The 21062-nt window shown below is 44.7% G+C and carries 18 protein-coding genes; 14 read left to right on the top strand and 4 right to left on the bottom strand.

Annotated features, from left to right (window positions below; genetic code table 11):
* Positions 1–170 precede the first annotated feature (170 nt).
* A complete protein-coding gene (locus AAFX28_RS19230; RefSeq protein WP_408690043.1) occupies positions 171–2183 on the top strand; it encodes an FAD-dependent oxidoreductase in 2013 nt (670 codons plus the stop codon).
* A 77-nt stretch (positions 2184–2260) separates the two neighbouring features.
* Here the strand turns inward: AAFX28_RS19230 and purU are convergent, their stop codons facing one another.
* Positions 2261–3094, bottom strand: coding sequence for a formyltetrahydrofolate deformylase (purU, locus tag AAFX28_RS19225; RefSeq protein ID WP_408690041.1), 834 nt, complete (start codon positions 3092–3094; stop codon positions 2261–2263).
* A gap of 195 nt (positions 3095–3289) precedes the next feature.
* On the opposite strand from purU, the gene AAFX28_RS19220 reads away from it, so the two are divergent.
* From AAFX28_RS19220 to rnd, 8 genes are all read left to right on the top strand, one after another.
* Positions 3290–3493, top strand: a complete 204-nt coding sequence (locus AAFX28_RS19220) for a hypothetical protein (protein WP_408690040.1) — start codon at positions 3290–3292, stop codon at positions 3491–3493.
* A gap of 90 nt (positions 3494–3583) precedes the next feature.
* Positions 3584–5500, top strand: a complete 1917-nt coding sequence (locus tag AAFX28_RS19215; protein ID WP_408690038.1) for an ATP-dependent DNA helicase — start codon at positions 3584–3586, stop codon at positions 5498–5500.
* A gap of 25 nt (positions 5501–5525) precedes the next feature.
* Positions 5526–6227 (top strand): tRNA (adenosine(37)-N6)-threonylcarbamoyltransferase complex dimerization subunit type 1 TsaB, encoded by a 702-nt coding sequence (gene tsaB / locus AAFX28_RS19210; protein WP_408690036.1) that lies wholly within the window; start codon positions 5526–5528, stop codon positions 6225–6227.
* A 34-nt stretch (positions 6228–6261) separates the two neighbouring features.
* Complete coding sequence (locus AAFX28_RS19205) at positions 6262–6564, top strand: chromosome partitioning protein ParA (RefSeq protein ID WP_408690035.1); 303 nt, start codon at positions 6262–6264, stop codon at positions 6562–6564.
* A gap of 22 nt (positions 6565–6586) precedes the next feature.
* Positions 6587–7141, top strand: coding sequence for a Slp family lipoprotein (locus AAFX28_RS19200; protein WP_408690033.1), 555 nt, complete (start codon positions 6587–6589; stop codon positions 7139–7141).
* Positions 7141–7995, top strand: a complete 855-nt coding sequence (locus tag AAFX28_RS19195; RefSeq protein ID WP_408690031.1) for an alpha/beta fold hydrolase — start codon at positions 7141–7143, stop codon at positions 7993–7995. Before AAFX28_RS19200 ends, AAFX28_RS19195 begins: the two co-directional genes overlap by 1 nt.
* Before the next feature lie 109 nt (positions 7996–8104).
* On the top strand, positions 8105–9802 hold the full coding sequence (fadD, locus tag AAFX28_RS19190; RefSeq protein ID WP_408690030.1) for a long-chain-fatty-acid--CoA ligase FadD: 1698 nt from the start codon (positions 8105–8107) through the stop codon (positions 9800–9802).
* A gap of 98 nt (positions 9803–9900) precedes the next feature.
* Complete coding sequence (gene rnd / locus AAFX28_RS19185) at positions 9901–11016, top strand: ribonuclease D (RefSeq protein ID WP_408690908.1); 1116 nt, start codon at positions 9901–9903, stop codon at positions 11014–11016.
* A gap of 85 nt (positions 11017–11101) precedes the next feature.
* On the opposite strand, the gene AAFX28_RS19180 is transcribed toward rnd, so the two are convergent.
* Together AAFX28_RS19180 and rne are read right to left on the bottom strand one after the other, a co-directional pair.
* Positions 11102–12649, bottom strand: coding sequence for a SulP family inorganic anion transporter (locus AAFX28_RS19180; protein WP_408690029.1), 1548 nt, complete (start codon positions 12647–12649; stop codon positions 11102–11104).
* A gap of 310 nt (positions 12650–12959) precedes the next feature.
* On the bottom strand, positions 12960–15911 hold the full coding sequence (gene rne, locus AAFX28_RS19175) for a ribonuclease E (protein ID WP_408690027.1): 2952 nt from the start codon (positions 15909–15911) through the stop codon (positions 12960–12962).
* 573 nt (positions 15912–16484) lie between these two features.
* Here rne and rluC point away from each other — a divergent pair.
* Positions 16485–17429, top strand: a complete 945-nt coding sequence (gene rluC, locus AAFX28_RS19170; RefSeq protein ID WP_408690026.1) for a 23S rRNA pseudouridine(955/2504/2580) synthase RluC — start codon at positions 16485–16487, stop codon at positions 17427–17429.
* Between the two features lie 115 nt (positions 17430–17544).
* Here the strand turns inward: rluC and AAFX28_RS19165 are convergent, their stop codons facing one another.
* Positions 17545–18126, bottom strand: a complete 582-nt coding sequence (locus tag AAFX28_RS19165) for a Maf family protein (protein WP_408690024.1) — start codon at positions 18124–18126, stop codon at positions 17545–17547.
* Between the two features lie 148 nt (positions 18127–18274).
* Here AAFX28_RS19165 and yceD point away from each other — a divergent pair, with 148 nt between their 5' ends.
* From yceD to AAFX28_RS19145, 4 genes are read left to right on the top strand one after another with little or no spacing between them, the layout of a single operon-like run.
* Positions 18275–18802 carry a 23S rRNA accumulation protein YceD gene (yceD, locus tag AAFX28_RS19160; protein WP_408690022.1) on the top strand — a complete coding sequence of 176 codons (528 nt, stop codon included), beginning with the start codon at positions 18275–18277 and terminating at the stop codon, positions 18800–18802.
* A 30-nt stretch (positions 18803–18832) separates the two neighbouring features.
* Complete coding sequence (rpmF, locus tag AAFX28_RS19155; RefSeq protein ID WP_004414666.1) at positions 18833–19003, top strand: 50S ribosomal protein L32; 171 nt, start codon at positions 18833–18835, stop codon at positions 19001–19003.
* Positions 19004–19012: 9 nt separating this feature from the next.
* Positions 19013–20038, top strand: coding sequence for a phosphate acyltransferase PlsX (plsX, locus tag AAFX28_RS19150; protein WP_408690020.1), 1026 nt, complete (start codon positions 19013–19015; stop codon positions 20036–20038).
* Between the two features lie 5 nt (positions 20039–20043).
* A complete protein-coding gene (locus AAFX28_RS19145) occupies positions 20044–20994 on the top strand; it encodes a beta-ketoacyl-ACP synthase III (protein WP_408690018.1) in 951 nt (316 codons plus the stop codon).
* Positions 20995–21062 lie beyond the last annotated feature (68 nt).

Here is a 21062-nt window from a genome sequence, read left to right as displayed (position 1 = left end):
AGGCTTATTCGCTGTAAGACCTTATAAATTCGAATAAGTTACATCCTACTTAAACTAGTATATCCAAACAACCGCAAGATTGATCGGTGTTACAAAAATGTAAACAGTTGTTTGATTTTTTAGTGAAGAGCTCTTACTCTGGTCAGACCACAATAATAAAGAGTAAAGTGATGTCTACCATGTACCCAAACCTACTTAAGCCATTAGACCTCGGATTTACCCAGTTACGAAACCGAGTATTAATGGGTTCAATGCATACTGGTCTTGAAGAGCATAAAGAAGGACTAGGCAAACTTGCAGCCTTTTACGAAGAGCGAGCAAAAGGCGGTGTAGGCCTAATCGTAACAGGTGGCTTTTCTCCGAATTTGCGTGGTCGGTTGCACCCATTCAGTGCTGAGTTTAGTAAGCCTAAACATGCCAAATCACATAAGGTTGTGACTGAGGCGGTACATAGACAAGGGGGCAAAATTGCTTTGCAGCTGCTTCATGCCGGCCGCTATGCAATGCACCCATTCTCTCAGAGCGCTTCATCGATCAAAGCACCAATTGCTAAATTCGCGCCGAGTGAGATGAGCAGTCGTCAGATTAAAAATACCATCAGTGCGTTTGCTAATAGCGCGTCATTGGCGAAAGAAGCCGGATATGATGGCGTAGAAGTGATGGGCTCTGAAGGTTACCTGCTTAACCAGTTTATCTGTAAACGTACCAACATGCGCTACGATGAGTGGGGCGGAAGTTATGAGAACCGTATCCGCTTCCCTCTAGAGGTTGTTAAAGCGATTCGACAAGCAGCGGGTGATGAGTTCATCATCATCTTCCGCTTATCTATGCTAGATCTTGTTGAAGAAGGCAGCACATTTGATGAAGTGATTACCCTAGCCAAAGAGTTAGAAAAAGCAGGCGTAACGATCATCAATACCGGGATTGGTTGGCATGAAGCAAGAATCCCGACGATTGCAACGCAGGTTCCTCGCGGTGCGTTTACGTGGGTGACAGAAAAAGTTCGTCCACATGTTAGTGTTCCAATTATTACTTGTAACCGAATCAACACCCCAGACGAAGCAGAGAACATCCTTTCCAGTGGTCAGGCAGACATGGTGTCGATGGCGCGTCCGTTCCTTGCTGACCCGCATTTTGTCATTAAAGCTGAGCAGAACCAGTCGCAAATGATTAACACCTGTATTGGTTGTAACCAAGCGTGTCTGGATAATGTATTTAAAGGTAAACGAGCGGGCTGTTTGGTCAACCCATTGGCGTGTCGCGAAACCGAGTTAGTCATTAAACCGGCTGAAACGAAAAAGAATATAGCGGTGGTTGGTGCTGGTCCTGCAGGTCTTTCATGTGCGACTACACTGGCTGAACGTGGTCACCATGTTGATTTGTTTGAGCGCAATGACCGAATCGGTGGGCAATTCCGACTAGCGATGCAAATTCCGGGTAAAGAAGAATTTAGAGAGACGATTCGTTATTTTGCTAATCGCATTGATGAAACCGGTGTGAAGCTCCACTTGGATACGGACGCAAACTACGATTTGCTGTCTGAATATGATGAAGTAGTGATGGCATCGGGTGTTGAGCCACGTAAAGTGAATATCGAAGGTATCGATACGCCAGAAAAAGTGGTCGATTACCAAACCTTGATTAAGGAGAAAACGTTCACAGGGAACAAGGTGGCAATCGTTGGCGCTGGTGGTATCGGTGTTGATGTGGCAACAATGCTCACCGAACCTAATGGACATAATTTAGATGATTGGCTTCATGAGTGGGGCATCGACAAAGAGATTGCTCACCCAGGTGGCCTATTCCCTTATCCTGACTCGCTGAGTGAGAAAACCGTTTGGGTACTCCAACGCAGAAAAGGCCGTGTTGGTAAAGGTCCAGGCAAGACAACAGGCTGGATTCATAAACGCACACTTGAGAAACGTGGGGTTAACCTACTCGGCGGTGTTAGTTACGATAAGATAGACGAACAAGGTTTGCATATCAGTGTTGATGACAAAGCTCAGTTACTTGATGCGGACACAGTTATTATTTGTGCGGGTCAAGAATCGGTTCGACCTTTTGAAAACCAATGGCATTTGCTTGGCGATAAGCTCCACGTTATCGGTGGTGCAGATTATGCAGGTGAACTTGATGCAGTAAGGGCGATAAAACAAGGCGTCGAGCTAGCTGCTAAGCTTTAAAAAACACACTCCAGAAAACAGAAAAGGCTTCCAATCGGAAGCCTTTTTACTAGGGTCAACAGACCCTAACCAGTTCATTAAAGAATGACGGTTTTATTGCCGTAGACAAATACGTGGTCGTTGAGCACTTTGTTCAATGCTTTACTCAGTACGTTCTTTTCTACATCTCGGCCCGCTTGTGCCATATCTTGTGCGTTGAAGTTGTGATCAACAGGGATAACATCTTGCTTGATGATTGGGCCTTCATCGAGATCATTAGTTACGAAGTGAGCGGTCGCACCGATGATCTTTACACCACGTTCATACGCTTGCTGATAAGGCTTTGCGCCAATAAAGGCTGGCAAGAAGCTGTGGTGAATGTTGATGATCTTGTGGTTATATTTTTCGACGAACGATGGGGTCAGTACTCGCATGTATTTGGCTAGTACCAAGTAATCTGCTTCGTACTGGTCAATCACTTTCAGCATCTCTTTCTCATGCTCTTCACGATTCAATCCTTCATGAGAGACATGGTGATAAGGGATGTCGAACCTTTCTGTCAGACTTTGTAGCGTATCGTAGTTTCCGACAACGGCAGCAATCTCTACATCAAGGCTACCATCGTAATTCTTCATCAAGATGTCACCTAAACAGTGCGCTTCCTTAGTCACTAGTACCACAATGCGCTTGCGGTTAGAGCCGATGAGCTTACGTTTTGCGCCTTGTGGTAGTGCTTGATCAAGATCTGCAAGAAATGTTTCGTCATTAAAGTAGCCTTCAAGCTCCGTACGCATGAAGAAGTGGCCGCTAGTGTTATCGACGAATTCGTTGTTGTGAATGATATTGAGTTGGTGCTTGTAACAGATATTCGTGATCTTCGAAATAAGACCAGGGGCGTCAGTACAATGTGTTAGCAGTGTTTTCTTTTCCATTAGGTTCAAACTTCCATGCTTTATTTTTTTTGTTTTGTGAAATTTTTGCGGGCGTTCGAACGGTGAACTAACCCGCAATAATGAAGCTACAATTAAACTAATATCGTGATGGTTTCAACAATTAATCTGAGTTAACCGATTGGCTGGATTAATTTGTTCGATATTTTTTCTTTTGCGTGTCTTTAGGTGGTATTTATGGATAAAGAACTATTAGCTCGTAAATTGTACTCAGAACGAGTGAGTGCATTGTCTGGTGGTAAAGAGCTCGATGAAGAAATGTTAGACACAATGTGGGAGAATCGTGCATCACCGAGCGAAGCCGCGAGAGCTCTCAATACTGAAGAAGCCGAAGGATTTTCTGGTCCTGCTTGGTTAAGCCGCTACCTAACGAAACGATAAATTAATTTTGATTAGGCGCGAAAACTCATTCGCGCCTTTTTGTGAAAACTGCCATAATCACTCTTCTTTTCCTCAACCTCTCGCTCGTTAATGATTTCTATAACCTTCTCTTCTGAAGGAGCCTTAGGCAAAGCTATTCCTGGGTTCCAACCTCGTCAGGCTCAGCTCGATATGGCTGAAGTAGTGAGTAAAGCGATTAAAGCACAAAGCCAGATTGTGGTTGAGGCGGGCACAGGTACGGGCAAAACATTCGCTTACCTAGTCCCCGCTTTGTTAAGTGGTAAGAAAACCATTATCAGTACCGGTTCCAAAAACCTTCAAGAACAGCTCTTCCACCGTGACTTACCGCTAATGACCAGTGCTCTCGGTTTCTATGGGCAAGTAGCATTATTGAAAGGCCGAGCGAACTATTTGTGTCTCGATCGTTTAAGTCGCCAAATGGTGGAAAGCCACAGTCAAACTGCGGATCCGACTTTGCTGACTCAACTTGTCAAAGTAAGAAGTTGGGCATCAGAAACGAAGAGTGGTGATTTAGGTGATTGTGATGCAATAGCGGAAGATAGTCCGGTTATCCCAACCATTACGTCAACCAACGATAATTGCTTGGGGAAAGAGTGTCCTAGTTATCAAGAGTGTTTTGTTTTAAAAGCACGTAAGAAAGCGATGGATGCGGATGTCGTGGTGGTTAACCATCATCTGTTTTTGGCCGATTTAGCGATCAAAGAAACGGGATTTGGCGAACTTATCCCTGAAGCCGAAGTATTTATCTTCGATGAGGCTCATCAGCTACCCGACATCGCGAGCCAATATTTTGGTCAGTCACTTTCTAGCCGACAGATCCAAGAACTGAGTAAAGATATAGAGATCGCCTATCGCACTGAGGCGAAAGATATGCGCCAGTTGCAAAAAGCGGGAGAGAAGCTCTACCAGACAGCGATGGACTTAAGAATAGTTCTTGGTGAACCAGGGTTCCGTGGAAATTGGCGCGAAGCAATTACCTCACCTTCGATTGGACGAGAACTTCGCCGATTGGAAGATACCCTCGATTTTGTAATTGAAGTCTTAAAGCTGGCATTAGGCCGCAGTCAATTGCTAGATAGTGCTTTTGAACGAGCGAACACCATTAAGGCGCGTTTGGACCGAGTCTGTGATGTGTCTATCACGGGGTATTCTTACTGGTATGACACGACGCCTCGTCACTTTAGCTTGCACATCACACCTTTGTCGGTGGCTGATAAGTTCCATGAGCAAATTGAACTTAAGCAAGGCGCTTGGATTTTTACCTCGGCAACTTTAGCTGTGAATGAAGACTTTGGTCACTTTACTTCGCGTTTAGGATTAAAGCCTCAATCTCAAATGTCATTACCGAGTCCATTTGACTATCAAAGTCAGGCTAGACTGTGTGTACCTCGTTATCTTCCAGAACCCAATAGTCCGGGAATGGCTGATAAATTAGTGAATATGCTGACTCCTGTGATTGAGCAAAACCAAGGTCGATGCTTTTTCTTGTGTACTTCACATAGCATGATGAAAGAGTTAGGAGAGCGCTTTCGAGAGCGGCTTTCGGTGCCAGTATTGCTTCAAGGAGAGACCAGCAAACAGAAAACGCTTGCTGAGTTTATGGAGCTTGGAAATGCACTGCTAGTGGCAACTGGGGCATTCTGGGAAGGGATTGACGTTAGAGGTGATGCGCTTAGCTGTGTTATCATCGACAAATTGCCTTTTACTGCGCCAGACGACCCATTGCTTAAGGCTCGAATTGAAGATTGCCAATTGAAAGGTGGTGATCCTTTTGCTCAGGTTCAAATTCCAGATGCGGTGATTACCTTGAAGCAGGGTGTAGGGCGATTAATTCGAGATAAGAACGATAAGGGCGCGCTGATCATTTGCGATAATCGATTAGTGACCCGAGATTATGGTGGCGTCTTTTTATCGAGCTTACCACCCATACCACGAACCCGAGATCTCGGTGTGGTACGAGACTTTCTTGAACAAGTAAATATTTAAAACAAAACGATAATTTGAGATATCAATGAGTACTAAGATTCTTGCTCTCGATACAGCAACGGAAAACTGTTCTGTTGCTTTATTAGTTGATGAAAAGGTGTATGTTCGCAGTGAAGTAGCACCTCGTGACCATACCAAAAAAGTACTGCCAATGGTGGATGAAGTACTAAAAGAAGCAGGGTTAACGCTCTCTGAATTAGATGCTTTGGCCTTTGGTCGTGGACCTGGTAGTTTCACTGGTGTACGTATTGGCATTGGTATTGCACAAGGTTTAGCATTTGGTGCAGATCTGCCAATGATTGGCGTTTCAACGCTTGAAGCAATGGCTCAAGGTGTGTTCCGCCAACATGGCGCAAACCAAGTAGCGTGTGCGATTGACGCCCGAATGAGTGAAGTTTACTGGGGCCGTTTTTCTCGTCAAGAAGATGGCACTTGGTCGCAAGTTGACCAAGAGTGCGTAACACCACCACAGCTTCTTGCTGATAATAGTCAAGCGGATGACCAGACATGGTTTACTGCTGGCACCGGTTGGGATGCGTACAGTGAGCAGCTGGCAGGCATTAAATTTACGACTGAAAAGAGCGATGTGTTGTTCCCTGATGCGGAAGATATCGTTCAATTGGCTAAATTTGAGTTTGCTAAAGGCAATACAGTCGATGCAGAAGAAGCAAGCCCTGTATATCTGCGTGATACTGTGGCTTGGAAAAAGCTGCCTGGTAGAGAATAACTAAGGTCATTCGATCTTAACGTGAACGGATAGTATGGTTTCAATTAATGGATTACCTCCTTCGGTCCCTGGCCCAAATAGGGCAAATAAGACCAACAAGAAGAATGAGGTTAAAAAATCTGAAGCTAAACCATCGGTTGGGCAACCAACCAAGGTGGCCAATGCGGTTGCCCATTCTATCCGTCATGTGAACGAATCAGATATCCATAAAGCTCAGGTTCAATATGATCTACCTGAAGGGCGAGGGCGTAAGGCTATGGAGGAGTATATGAACGTTATGACTCAATCCAAGCGAGATGAACTTTCTCAGATGATAGGTGTCGATATTTATATCTAGTTTAAAGGTGTTGTGTATTCTCATGATCCAACGTATTTCTCGATGGTTAATCCTTTTTGCAACTGTCGCTTTTCTTTCAGCTTGTAGCTCTCTTCCTGAAAACCTTCAATCCGATAACCCAAATATCGTTACTGATTACCAGGTTTGGCAATCTAATAGTGATACGTCTAATGAGCTAAGAATGGGTGGGTTAATTGCTGACGTGCAAAACCTAAATGACAAGACCCGTATAGAAGTGGTGAATTTGCCAATTGGTTCGTCTGGTAAACCAGATATTGGGGAAGAACCTGAAGGACGCTTTGTCGCCTATGTCGAAGGGTTTGCTGACCCAGTAACCTTGTCCAAAGGTCGACTCATTTCGTTAATTGGTGACAGCCGCGGCCGCGAAGAGGGGAAAGTTGGGGAATATCAATACGACTTCCCAGTCATGGATGCGAGAGGCTACCACTTGTGGCGTATTGAAGAGCGAGTAATTGTCCAAGATTTTGATAGCTATTTTTACCCATGTCGTGGTCTTTATTGTCGGGATCTACGCTATGGCACTCGCCAAGGTAAAGTAATTCAAGAAGTGAAGTAATGCGAATTGAAACTCGCCATGATATTGCTGATGGGCATATTGCGGCAATTGAATACGGAAATGTGGAAACGGCCGAATTATCGGTCGTTTTTTTACATGGTTGGTTAGATAACTCAGCCAGTTTTGAAACGGTGATTGAAGCGCTACATACATTAAGTGGGAACCTTCACCTCTGCGCAATCGATTTACCAGGGCATGGGCATTCCAGTGCTAAAAAAGGCAACAATTTTTACCCATTTCACGACTATATAGACGATCTTTACCAGTTTTTGGCTAACTTATCGCCAAACAGACTGGTGTTAGTGGGTCACTCTCTTGGTGCTTTGGTTGCAAGTTGTTATAGTGCCGCCTTTCCTGAACAAGTCAGTGGATTAGTTCAGATAGAAGGGTATGGACCTCTGGCTGAAGAGTCTCAAAATACCGTCTCTCGCTTACGGGAGGGGGTAATGAGTCGTCAGAGAATCCGAAGAAAACCGACTCGTGCAATGCAATCTATGCAAGAGGCAATAGATAGACGAGCAATAGTGAATCAGATAGACGCATCACTTATTGCACCTATCGTTGAGCGTGGCCTCATTGAGACAGATTCAGGCTATGAATGGAGGCACGACGTCAACTTGCAAAGCCAGTCGCTCTATCGCATGTCGCAAGAGCATGCCGATGTGTTTCGTCAACATATTCGTTGTCCGCAACAGATCATCTTAGGAGAGCAAGGTTTTTCTTATTTGCAGTCTTTTCAACATGATGCTTCAGACTCCACTCACATTGAGATGATCGAAGGCGGTCATCATTGTCATCTGCAAGTTCCTTTTAGAGTCGCTAACCTAATTTTTGGCTTAGTTAACAAAATTTAAACAAGTGTTTGAGTGTTTCGTGCTCAAGCGCTGCGCCTGTGCTGTAATAGTCGACATTGAAAATGCGCGTCTTTTAGATGACAGCCAGTTAATTTCGAGGAGTTTTACCGTGGATAAACCTTGGTTATCACGTTATCCAAGTGATGTGCCTGAGCATATCAACCCAGATCAATACCCATCTTTGGTGGAAATGTTTGAACAGTCCGTGCAAAAGTTCGCTGACCAGCCTGCATTTATGAACATGGGCTCGGTAATGACTTTCCGTAAATTGGAAGAGCGTAGCCGAGCATTTGCTGCTTACCTACAAAATGACCTTAAGCTGCAAAAGGGCGACCGTGTTGCTCTAATGATGCCAAACTTGCTGCAATATCCAGTAGCGCTATTTGGTGTATTACGTGCAGGTCTTATCGCGGTAAACGTAAACCCGCTATATACGCCTCGCGAACTAGAACATCAACTAAATGACTCTGGCGCGAAAGCGATTGTCATCGTTTCTAACTTTGCCAATACGTTAGAGCAAGTTGTAGAAAACACGCCAGTCAAACATGTAATCCTGACCAGCCTAGGTCAAATGCTACCTCGCGCGAAAGGTACTATTGTTGATTTCGTGGTGAAATACGTCAAAGGCATGGTACCTAAGTACGATCTGCCGGGCGCGATTTCCATGCGTAAAGCGCTGCATAAAGGTCGTCGTCTACAGTACGTGAAACCATTTATGTCTGGTGATGATATTGCGTTCTTACAGTACACCGGTGGTACAACTGGTGTTGCGAAAGGGGCGATCCTGACGCACCGCAATATGATTGCTAACGTGATGCAGGCGAAAGGCGCTTATGGCCCCGTTCTGTCTGAAGGACGTGAGCTAGTGGTTACTGCATTGCCGCTCTATCATGTTTTTGCACTAACAGTGAACTGTCTACTGTTTGTCGAAATTGGTGGTCAAAACCTGCTAATTACTAACCCAAGAGATATTCCTGGCTTTATTAAAGAGCTTCAGAAGTATCCATTCACTGCCATTACCGGTGTAAACACACTGTTTAATGCCCTTGTGAACAATGAAGATTTCCATGAGCTTAACTTTAAAAACCTTAAGCTTGCAGTTGGCGGTGGTATGGCGGTTCAGCGCGCTGTAGCAGAAGCTTGGAAGAAAACCACAGGTATCCACCTATTGGAAGGCTATGGGCTAACCGAGTGTTCACCACTTGTAACGGGTAACCCATATGATCTAACGGACTACACGGGAGCGATTGGTTTACCTGTTCCATCGACAGAAGTTCGTATTGTTGATGACGAAGGCAACCCAGTACCAAATACTGAGGTAGGTGAACTTCAAGTTCGTGGCCCTCAGGTAATGCAAGGCTATTGGCAACGTCCGGAAGCGACCAAAGAAGTCATTAATGCCGAGGGTTGGCTTTCGACAGGTGACATTGTTAAGTTTGATGATGAAGGCCTAATTCACATCGTTGACCGTAAAAAAGATATGATTTTGGTGTCAGGCTTTAACGTCTACCCGAATGAAATTGAAGATGTTGTAGCGCTACATGGCAAAGTCCTTGAAGTTGCAGCTATCGGTCAACCACATGAAGTGTCTGGCGAACTAGTGAAGATCTACGTTGTTAAGCGCGACCCAAGTGTGACGAAAGATGAAATCATTGCTCACTGTCGTCAGCATCTAACGGGCTACAAGGTACCTAAATTGGTTGAGTTTAAAGATGAACTACCTAAGACCAACGTAGGTAAGATCTTACGTCGTGTGCTTCGTGAAGAAAACGATGCGAACCTCGCGAAATCGAAGCCGGAACAATAGAGTTACCTAAGCAACGAACAGTGAATGATGCTAGAATGCCGACAATGACTTGTCGGCATTTTTTATGGCCGTCTAAAACCGCTCATAGTGAGAAGTTAGTGAACTATCAAATTATTACCCAATCTTCGCAATTGGAAAAAGTATGTCAAAGTGCACGTAATGTGGATGTCGTGATGCTCGATACGGAGTTTGTCCGTACACGAACCTATTACCCGCAACTTGGCCTAATTCAGTTATACGATGGCGAAAAGCTATCACTGATTGATCCGACTGTTATTGAAGACATGACGGCATTTGTTGAGCTGTTAAAAGACACTTCAGTTCTTAAAGTGCTACATGCTTGTGGTGAAGATTTAGAAGTATTTCACAATAGCTTCGGTTGCCTACCTTACCCGATGGTAGATACTCAGCTTATGGCGGCATTTTTAGGTCATGGCTTGTCAACGGGCTTCGCAGCCTTAGTAGAAAACTACTTGGGTGTAGAGCTGGATAAAAGTGAGTCTCGTACAGATTGGCTTGCAAGGCCTCTATCGGATAAGCAGTTGGAATACGCTGCGGCTGATGTTTACTACTTACTGCCTTTATATGAGCAGCTGTTTGAAAAAATTACTCAAGCAGGCTGGTGGGAAGCGGCTCAGCAAGAGAGTGACCTTGCTGCATCAAAACGAGTCAAAACCGTTAATCAAGAAATGGCTTACCTAGATGTAAAAGGTGCATGGCAGCTGAAACCAAGCGAGCTAGCAATCTTAAAGCCTTTAGCGACCTGGCGCCTTAAAGAAGCGCTTCGTCGTGATTTAGCGTTAAACTTCGTCTTCAAAGAGAATGACCTTCTCACCATCGCTAAACTCGGTATTCAAAATCGTAATCGCATGGAGCAAGAGGGCATGGATCCTCGCTCTGTTCAGCGCCACAGCACACGTATCATCTCGATTGTAAAACAGGCAAGAATGACGCCTGTTGAAGAGTACCCAGAGAAGATAGAGCGCCTTATGGATATGCCGGGTTACAAGCAGAAGTTCAAAGTGCTTAAAGATGAAGTGAAGCGTGCTTCAACGACGAGTGGCTTAGCAACAGAGTTTCTGGCCTCTAAGAAACAGCTGAACCAGTTAATGAGTTGGGTGTGGAAGAAAGACCGCGATCCTGCCAAGTTGCCGGATGTGATGCAAAGTTGGCGATTAGAGTTGTTCGGTGAAAAGCTGAATAAACTACTGTAACTCTAGATAGTTCGCTTTCAACAACATTCAGATATAAAAAGGGCTTCCAAGTGGAAGCCCTTTTTTGTAATGCGTTAGCAAAGTCTTAGCTAGACATAACCTTATAGATTGGGTCTTCTGCGTCATTCACTTCAACTAGGCTACCCGCTTTGTGTAGTGTTTTAACACAGTCTTTGCTTAGGTGGCGTAGGTGTAGCGTTTTACCTAGCGCTGAGTAACGTTCTGCAATCGTGTCGATTGCTTCGATAGCAGAATGGTCGGTAACTCGAGAGTTCGCAAAGTCGACAATAACATCTTGTGGGTCATTGGCAGCATCAAAAAGCTCTAGGAAGTTTGCTGTTGAACCGAAGAATACAGGACCATTGATCTTGTACTCTTTAGAGCCTTGTTCATTGATGTGAGTGTCAGCGTAGATGTGCTTAGCGTGTTGCCATGCAAACATAAGAGCAGAAGCAATAACACCAACAAATACTGCAACCGCAAGGTCAGTCAGAACAGTAACAACGGTTACTAGAACAATAACAAAGAAGTCTTGTTTTGGTACACGGCGAGCAAGCTTGAAGGTTGCCCATTCGAATGTACCGATAACAACCATGAACATTACACCAACAAGTGCAGCTAATGGGATCATTTCGATAAGAGCTGAACCGAATAGGATGAACATTAGAAGTGCTACTGCTGCAACTATACCTGATAGACGACCGCGACCACCAGAGTTAACGTTGATCATTGATTGACCGATCATCGCACAGCCACCCATAGCGCCAAATACTGAACATGTCATATTCGCCATACCTTGACCCACACATTCACGGTTAGATTGACCACGAGTGTTTGTCATTTCGTCAAGTACAGTCAGAGTCAGTAGAGACTCAATAAGACCGATAGCCGCAAGAATGATTGCGTAAGGCAGAATGATGTAAAGTGTTTCTAGCGTAAATGGAACAGCAGGGATAGAGAAAGTTGGTAGAGAACCAGCAAGTGTTGCTGCGTCATCACCAGACATAGTGCGTAGGAAATCTACAACCGTACGAGTCTCAAGGTCTAGGCCAACTACAAGAAGCGTGACTGTAACAATAGCAACCAATGAAGATGGTACTGCTGTTGTCAGCTTTGGTAGGAAGTGGATGATCGCCATAGTCAACGCAACTAGACCAAGCATCAGCATCATCTGATCTTGAGGTAACCAAGTTAAAGCGCCTGTAAGATCAGGTGCTTTAAACTGACCAAGCTGAGCTAGGAAGATAACGATAGCCAGACCGTTAACGAAACCAATCATTACTGGATGTGGCACGATACGGATGAATTTACCCAGTTTAAAGACGCCTGCAGCGACCTGAATAATACCCGCGAGCATAATCGCAGCGAAGAGGTATTGAACGCCGTGAGATGCAACTAGAGAGACCATTACAACAGCCATAGCACCAGTTGCGCCAGAGATCATACCTGGACGACCACCGAAGATAGACGTAATAAGACCTACGATAAATGCTGCGTATAGACCAACCATAGGATCAACGCCGGCAACGAATGCGAATGCAACCGCTTCAGGAACCAGAGCCAACGCAACCGTTAGACCTGATAAAACATCATTTTTTACAGAGTGTTTAGAAAATTGAGGAAATTCAAACATATTTGCTCAGTTTGGCTAAGTGTTTAAAGGGTTCTGAATTGTGTTTAGTCACCACTAGGCAAAAATGCGATGTAAAAGAGCAGGAGGACTAAAGCTTAAACCATTCTGAGTATGTTCAGAACGTATCGATAATTCAGATCGAGTCGGCGCATGCTACCGAAAAGTGTGATTAAGTTCAAGATTGATACAGTTATTGACCAATATTTGTGACGAATTGATTCTCTGATGACAATCAGGAACGTTAGACCTATATGGGCATAAAAAAACAGCCTCTAATTTAGAGGCTGTTCTTCAATCTAAGCGACAATGATTAAAACTGAGGTTTCGTCATTGCTGCGCCAGCTTGGTTACGAGCAACTTGGCTGCCTGCACCACGAGATTCATAGCGTTCTGCTTTGAATGGTGCTGCATTTACAGTGATCTCTTTCATCTCTGTACTGCCTGGGGCTTTCGCCATTGCTGCAGATGCGTGTCCTTTGAAACTTTGAGGAACAACAATCTCAGAAGAGGCTACTTTCTTCTCTTCTACTTTTGGTGCTTCTTCAGTTACAGCTTCAACGGCTACCGGAGCTTCAACTTTAGCAGGTGCTACTTCAGCTACTGGTTCAGGTTTCACTTCTGGGGTGACTGGAGCCACAACTTCAGCTTTCTGCTCAACGACTGGCTGTTCGCGACGAACAATGACTTTGCCCATGGCCATTTCAGGACAAGCAAAACCACCAAGTGATGCTACGTTAGTTTCTACTTTCGCTTCAACTACAGGAGCTTCAACTTTCTCTGCCTTCGCGTGCTGCTTAGGTGCTGGCTTAGTAATACCGTAACTTGGCATAACTTTACCCATTGCCATCTCAGGAGATGCAACACCACCTTTACGTAGGCGGAATGGGTTAGGGCGACGATCACGGCCACGACGACGACGTTGACCACTTGCACGTAGGTGACGAGGTGAACGACGGTTGCGACGTTGTTTCGGTTGCTCAGTTGACTCATCCGCATTTGCTTCTACTGCTTTTTCTTCAACAGCTTCTACTTTTGCTTCTGATTGAACTTGCTTCGCTTCTTCGTCAGCTTTTGCTTGGTTCGCTTGGTCTTTAACGCGAACTTGTTTTGTTAGCTTACGACGCTGGCGGCGCTCTTTAACTTTTGCTGCTTTCTCTTCCGCGCGATCTTTACGTGCTTCAGGTTTGTCAGTTTGAGCGTCAGCTGCCAGTTTTAGACCTTCTTCAGCAACTTTGCTCGGCTTAGCATCATCACGTTTGTTACGGCGATCTTGCTTAGGTTTGCGGTTTTGTTGCTTGCGTTCATTAGGTTTCGCTTCGCTTGCTGCTTCATCGCGAGTGTTCTTACGTTTGTTATCACGCTTGTCTTCACGATTCTCGTTACGATTGTCGCGGTTGTTGCGGCGACGGTTATCGTTACGGTTACGGCGGTTGCGGTTATTGCGGTTACCTTCTTTACGCTCTTTAGGCTTCTGCTCTTCCTTCTTCTCTTCTTCTTTCTCAGATGAACCGAATAGGAAGCTGCCAAGGGCTTTAAAGAATCGGCTTACTAGGCCTGGCTGATCATCTTGAGCTGGTTGCTCAGGTTTTGCTTTCTTCTCAGGTGCTGCCTTAGCTGCTGGAGCTTGAGTAGCCGGTGCTGGAGCTGTTTGGCTAGGAGATGCAAAACCTTTCAGTGCAGGCTCTTCAATCTTCTTAGGTTTAGCTTCAACTTCTACTGGCTCTTTGCCTTCTGCTTCCTTCATCGCTTCAAGCTTCTTCGGAAGTAGGTAAGACAGTAGATCGAACTCTTCACCTTCACGTACACGGATAACATCAAAGTGTGGTGTTTCCATGTCAGAGTTAGGTACAACCGTGATCTTAACTTCTTGGATGCGTTCAATGTGGTTAACTGAACGACGCTTTTCATTAAGCAGGTAAGAAGCGATTGGCACAGGTACAACAGCAAGTACTTGAGCAGTGTTGTCTTTTAGCGCCTCTTCTTCGATTAGACGAAGAACCGAAAGAGCCAAAGATTCGTTGTCACGAACAACACCAGTACCTGTACAGCGAGGACAAATGTGGTGACTTGCTTCTGCTAGCGATGGGCTCAAACGCTGGCGTGACATTTCTAATAGACCAAAACGAGAAATTCGGCCGATTTGAACACGAGCGCGATCCATACGAACAGAATCACGTAGACGATTTTCAACTTCACGTTGATGACGTACTGGCGTCATATCAATAAAGTCGATTACAACCAGACCACCTAAATCACGCAGACGCAGCTGACGAGCAATCTCTTCAGCAGCTTCTAAGTTCGTGTTTAGAGCAGTTTCTTCGATATCGCCGCCTTTCGTTGCGCGAGCAGAGTTGATATCGATAGACGTTAGCGCCTCAGTTGGGTCGATAACGATAGAACCACCAGAAGGTAGACGAACTTCACGCTGGAACGCTGATTCAATCTGACTTTCGATTTGGTAGTGGCTGAACAGTGGTACTTCACCGTCGTATTTCTTAACACGGTTAACGAAATCAGGACGTACTAAACTGATGTGCTCTAGTGCGCGTTCGTAAATTGTGTTGCTGTCGATAAGGATTTCACCGATATCGCGACGTAGGTAGTCACGAATAGCGCGAACGATCACGTTACTTTCTTGGTGAATCAAGAAAGGTGCGGCGTTAGAGTCAGAAGCTTGCTTGATTGCGCCCCAGTGGTTCAGAAGTACGTTTAAATCCCACTCTAGCTCTTCAGCACTCTTACCTACACCTGCAGTACGTACAATAAGACCCATGCCTTGAGGCAGTTCTAAAGTACTTAGTGCAGCTTTAAGTTGTGTACGCTCATCACCTTCGATACGGCGAGAAATACCGCCTGCACGAGGGTTGTTTGGCATAAGAACTAGATAACTACCAGCGAGAGAGATAAACGTAGTTAGAGCAGCGCCCTTGCTACCACGTTCTTCTTTTTCAACTTGTACGATTACTTCTTGGCCTTCAGTTAGCACTTCTTTAATGCTTGGACGGCCTTGGTAGGTGTAACCTTCAGGGAAGTATTCGCGGGCAATTTCTTTGAGAGGGAGGAAACCGTGTCTTTCTGCACCATAGTCAACAAAAGCCGCTTCTAGGCTTGGTTCGATGCGTGTGATACGTCCTTTGTAGATATTTGCTTTCTTTGATTCATGACCAGGGCTTTCGATATCCAAATCGTATAAGCGCTGACCATCAACTAAAGCAACACGCAACTCTTCTTTTTGAGTTGCGTTGATTAACATTCTTTTCATTGATAAATCTCGTTGTCATTCTTTTGTTTTGTTCTTGTCATTGCGGTCGCGTTCACGGTGCCTGATCCCATGGCTTAATCGTTGCAGCCTCCCGGCTGGAGGGATGCTCTTGGGGCACTTCAGTCTCACAAGCTTTTCTCGTTCAGCTTGTAAGCCGCATAATCGGCGGAAAATACTCAACATGATGTGCGACGAGTAGAGTGACAAGATTGCTAACTCCGAAAATGTCTTACGCCGTATGCAGCATTTTGGTAAATTAGCGAGCTACTCAGTCTATTGCTCAAATATGGGGTGGTTTGTTTAAAATGCAACCAACTCATATATTGCAGGTGTGAACTATAGCAGTACCCACTAAACTCAGCAATCTGCTTTATAATAAAACCAAGAAAAAGCTGATTTTATTTTTTGTAAGTGATTGTTTTATATGTGTTAGTGGGCTCTTTTTTGAGAAATGCAATAAATTTGATGAATTTTTATCCGTAGCCGATTTGGAATTCACTCTTATTAAGCGATTTTCCATTTTGTTGCGAAGAAAATGTGAATCTGCGCAAGTTAGGATGTTAGAATAAACGCATGAGCGAAATTAGAACTAAAGTCCAGTTCGTCGACATTGACGAAGATATGGCGGGTCAGCGTATTGATAACTTCTTACGCAACCAATTGAAAAGTATCCCTAAAAGCATGGTTTACCGAATCTTGCGTAAGGGAGAGGTACGTGTAAATAAAAAGCGTATAAAGGCCGAATACAAATTAAAAGCAGGAGACTTGGTTCGTATCCCTCCTGTGACTATTGAAGAGAAAGCAGAAGAGGCAGCACCAAGTACCAAGCTAAATAAGGTCGCTGAACTCGAGCATATGATTATTCATGAAGATGATCACATGCTGATTCTGAATAAGCCTTCTGGAACCGCGGTTCATGGCGGTAGTGGTTTGAAGTTCGGTGCCATTGAGGCCCTAAGAGCTCTTCGACCAGAGGCTCGCTTCTTGGAGCTTGTCCACCGCATCGACCGAGATACCTCTGGCATTCTTTTAGTCGCTAAAAAGCGTTCTGCTCTGCGCCACCTACAAGCACAGTTCCGTGAAAAGACGGTGAAGAAATTTTACTTCGCCTTAGTGATGGGCCAATGGAAAGCCAACTGTAAAGTAGTGAATGCGCCATTGCTAAAAAATGAAGTGAATAGCATTGTGCGTGTTAATCCGAAAGGCAAACCGTCAGAAACTCGTTTTAAGATTCTTGAAAAGTTTGCGGATGCGACCTTGATTCAAGCGAGTCCAATCACCGGGCGTACTCACCAGATTCGTGTTCATACTCAGTACACCGGTCACCCAATTGCGTGGGATGATCGTTACGGTGATCGTCGATTTGACGCATACACTGGGCAAGTAGGTTTAGATAGACTGTTCTTACATGCGGCGAACATTAAATTTCAACATCCATCAAATGATGAGTGGATGGAGATCAATGCGCCAATGGAATCTAAGTTAGAGAAAGCGCTAGCAGGGTTACGTAAGCTATAAAGCGTCATTCCATAGAGTGACGAAGGAGCGAGTAGGGAATCTCTTTGGATTTTCTACTCGCTTCCAGAGATCCTCAACTCGTTCGCTCCTCACTCTCGAGGATGACGACTATTCACTAAAGCACCTTAATCTCTTGTGCTTCGAGCATATCAATAAGATCTATCAGTGGCAGACCGACCAAAGTGTTCGGGTCTTTGCCTTCTAGTCGTTCAAATAGCGCTATACCCAATCCTTCACTTTTAAAGCTACCTGCGCAGAAGAATGGTTGCTCCTTGTCTACGTAGTTGGCGATCTGCTTCTCAGTGAGCTGTCGAAAATGAACGGTAAAGGTGTCCACTTTTACTTCGGTTTGCTTAGTGCTCGAATTATGTAGCGCGAGGCCCGTGTAGAAGCGAATAGACTGTCCACTTTGTCTTGTCAGTTGCTCAATAGCTTTCTCTCGAGTGTGTGGCTTACCGATGATCTTTTCATCGATGACACACACTTGATCACTGCCAATCACTAGGCTCGGTTGTGAAACAGTGCAAGACTCAGCCTTACCTTTAGCCAATCTTTGAACCAACTCAATTGGGGTTTCATTTTCTAAAGGTGTTTCATCAAAATCGGGAGATGCCGTTTTGAACTCAATTGCGAGTTTATTGAGCAGTTGTTGGCGATAAGGAGAGGTAGAGGCTAAAACTAGTTGGTAATTCTGCATTTTAATTTACAATCTGACAGCGGGTTAGTGTGAGCTTAATCGATATTATGGTTGTGATACTAGCTCTCTCGCTGATAAGGAAAAAAAGTATAATTTTTTGCCCTTTTTCTTTGACTATAAACGATTTGGAAGATAGAATTCGCGCCCTATGCAAAAGGTAAAAATACCGCGTACGATTGATCCGACACGCGCAGCTCAAAAGCGACTAGATGTTGAAGGTATTATTCAAGTTAGTCTCTTTAAGCGCTTATTGGAATCAGTTGAAGGCGTTAAACGCGACGCCCAAGTGTCACTGTCATTTGACTTAGATGAGCAGCGACTCGTTGTTATCTCTGGTAAAGCTAACATCGTAGTCGACTTAGAGTGTCAGCGCTGTAATGAGGTTTTCGCACATGAGTGCGATGTCCAATTCACCTATACACCGTATCGCGGTGAAAGGACTGAAGAGGAAGCACCGGAAGAGTACGATTTGGTAGATCTGAACGAGTACGGTGAGTTAGACCTAATACAGTTAGTTGAAGACGAGTTCATTCTAAACTTGCCTCAAATAGCAATGCACGAAGAAGCGGACTGTAGCGTTGATTCAGATAATATGGTGTTTGGTGAAATTCCAGAAGAAATTGTGGAAGAAGAAAAGCCGAATCCATTTGACGTTTTAAAAAGCTTAAAGAAGTAATTCTTTAATACTTACATAGGAGTAGGGTCAATGGCCGTACAAAAGAGCAAGAAATCACGTTCAATGCGTGGTATGCGTCGTTCACACGATGCCCTAACTACAGCAGCACTTTCTGTAGACGCAACTTCAGGTGAAACTCACCTACGCCACAACGTAACTGCTGAAGGTTACTACCGTGGTAAAAAGGTTATCAACAAGTAAGGTTGACCTTTGCCAAATATAACCGTTGCACTTGATGCAATGGGCGGGGATTTCGGTCCTCGCGTCACAGTGCCTGCCGCCGTGCAGGCACTGTCGCATTTCCCAGAGCTAAAAGTGACCCTTATCGGTGATCAATCTCAGATCACGTCCCAATTATCTTCGCTTGGTTTCCAGACGAATTCTCGTTTGAGCATTCAACACACAGACCGAGTGATATCCAATTCTGAAAAACCTTCTCTTGCATTAAGAAACAGCCAAGGCAGTTCAATGGGAACGGCTATCGAGCTGGTTGCTGACAATCAAGCCGATGCTTGTGTGAGCTGTGGTAACACCGGTGCTCTGATGGCATTGTCTCGCTTTAAGTTGAAGTTATTACCAGGAATTGAACGCCCCGCACTTATTTCAGCATTGCCTACCGCATCAGGTGGCCGCACTTGGATGCTAGATCTTGGAGCTAACGTTTCAAGTGACGCAGATTCGCTATTCCAATTTGCTGTAATGGGTAGTGCGCTGGCAGAGCAGTATTTGCAACGACCACCGAGAGTGGCAATTCTCAACATCGGCGCTGAAGAAATAAAAGGTAATGATCTTGTCAAGCGTTGTGCTGAAATGTTGTCACAAACCAAGTCAGTGAATTTTGTTGGCTATATTGAAGGTAACCAACTTCTTCATGACGCTGCAGACGTGGTTGTCTGTGATGGCTTTGTTGGAAACGTCTGTTTGAAAACGTGTGAGGGGACCGCCCAGTTATTTATAGATAAGTTGAAATCACATATGATGGCCTCATCTATAAAGGGTTGGATTGCAAGAAAATTATTTTCTAGCTTATTTAATGAGCTAAAAACCTTGAACCCCGACCAGTATAATGGCGCAAGTTTGCTAGGATTGCGCGGCATTGTCATAAAAAGCCACGGAAGTGCTGATGTAGACGCTGTAATCAATGCGATTGGTGAAGCGCTACATGAGGTCCAACGACAAGTACCAAACCGTATTAGCGATCGTTTGGAAGCGGTTTTACTCGAGAGGCATTATTAGTCTTCATGTATAGCAAAATTTTAGGTACTGGCAGCTACTTGCCATCTCAGGTGCGTTCAAACGCAGACCTAGAGAAAATGGTAGATACAAGTGATGAGTGGATTGTAACTCGTACTGGTATTAAAGAACGTCGCATTGCTGCAGAAAATGAAACAGTTGCCGATATGGGCTACTTAGCAGCAAAGAATGCGATTGAAATGGCGGGTATTGATAAGAACGACATCGATCTTATTATCGTCGCGACAACAAGCGGAAGCCACACATTCCCATCGTCTGCGTGTCAGGTTCAAGCTAAGCTCGAGATCAAAGGCTGTCCAGCATTTGATTTAGCGGCAGCATGTTCTGGTTTTGTTTACGCATTGTCAGTGGCTGATCAGCATATTAAATCGGGCATGTGCAAAAATGTGCTTGTCATTGGTGCCGATGCGCTTTCTAAGACTTGTGACCCAACAGACCGTTCAACTATCATCCTATTTGGTGATGGTGCCGGTGCTGTGGTTGTGGGCCAGAGCGAAGAGCCAGGCATTCTATCGACACACATTTATTCAGATGGTCGATTTGGTGAGCTACTTAGCCTTGAAGTACCAGAGCGCGGCAAAGATGCTGACAAATGGTTGCACATGGCTGGCAATGAAGTGTTTAAAGTAGCGGTGACGCAACTGTCTAAGTTGGTTAAAGATACGCTTGCTGCAAACGATATGCACAAGTCCGAGCTAGATTGGTTAGTACCACACCAAGCCAACTACCGCATTATTTCTGCGACAGCGAAAAAACTGTCTATGTCACTAGACCAAGTGGTAATCACCCTTGATAAGCACGGAAACACATCTGCAGCGACTGTTCCGACAGCGCTAGATGAAGCAGTACGTGACGGTCGTATCAAGCGTGGTCAAACTTTACTGCTAGAAGCGTTTGGTGGCGGCTTCACTTGGGGTTCTGCTCTAGTTAAGTTCTAAGTTTTTACATCAAGATTTAAATTTAAGATGCCATCTCGGCATCTTATCTTTCTTACTTTGTTTTAAGG

It is taken from the genome of Vibrio sp. TBV020 (genome assembly GCF_046056895.1).
Classification (GTDB): Bacteria; Pseudomonadota; Gammaproteobacteria; order Enterobacterales; family Vibrionaceae; genus Vibrio.
The sequence above is the reverse complement of the archived record's forward strand: the minus strand, read 5'-3'. Positions and strand labels throughout refer to the sequence as shown.

Bases quoted from the DNA above. Each gene is read 5' to 3' on its own strand.
- AAFX28_RS19230 (WP_408690043.1), top strand. From the start codon at position 171: ATGTCTACCATGTACCCAAACCTACTTAAGCCATTAGACCTCGGATTT.
- purU (WP_408690041.1), bottom strand. From the start codon at position 3,094: ATGGAAAAGAAAACACTGCTAACACATTGTACTGACGCCCCTGGTCTT.
- AAFX28_RS19220 (WP_408690040.1), top strand. From the start codon at position 3,290: ATGGATAAAGAACTATTAGCTCGTAAATTGTACTCAGAACGAGTGAGT.
- AAFX28_RS19215 (WP_408690038.1), top strand. From the start codon at position 3,584: ATGATTTCTATAACCTTCTCTTCTGAAGGAGCCTTAGGCAAAGCTATT.
- tsaB (WP_408690036.1), top strand. From the start codon at position 5,526: ATGAGTACTAAGATTCTTGCTCTCGATACAGCAACGGAAAACTGTTCT.
- AAFX28_RS19205 (WP_408690035.1), top strand. From the start codon at position 6,262: ATGGTTTCAATTAATGGATTACCTCCTTCGGTCCCTGGCCCAAATAGG.
- AAFX28_RS19200 (WP_408690033.1), top strand. From the start codon at position 6,587: ATGATCCAACGTATTTCTCGATGGTTAATCCTTTTTGCAACTGTCGCT.
- AAFX28_RS19195 (WP_408690031.1), top strand. From the start codon at position 7,141: ATGCGAATTGAAACTCGCCATGATATTGCTGATGGGCATATTGCGGCA.
- AAFX28_RS19180 (WP_408690029.1), bottom strand. From the start codon at position 12,649: ATGTTTGAATTTCCTCAATTTTCTAAACACTCTGTAAAAAATGATGTT.
- rne (WP_408690027.1), bottom strand. From the start codon at position 15,911: ATGAAAAGAATGTTAATCAACGCAACTCAAAAAGAAGAGTTGCGTGTT.
- rluC (WP_408690026.1), top strand. From the start codon at position 16,485: ATGAGCGAAATTAGAACTAAAGTCCAGTTCGTCGACATTGACGAAGAT.
- AAFX28_RS19165 (WP_408690024.1), bottom strand. From the start codon at position 18,126: ATGCAGAATTACCAACTAGTTTTAGCCTCTACCTCTCCTTATCGCCAA.
- yceD (WP_408690022.1), top strand. From the start codon at position 18,275: ATGCAAAAGGTAAAAATACCGCGTACGATTGATCCGACACGCGCAGCT.
- rpmF (WP_004414666.1), top strand. From the start codon at position 18,833: ATGGCCGTACAAAAGAGCAAGAAATCACGTTCAATGCGTGGTATGCGT.
- AAFX28_RS19145 (WP_408690018.1), top strand. From the start codon at position 20,044: ATGTATAGCAAAATTTTAGGTACTGGCAGCTACTTGCCATCTCAGGTG.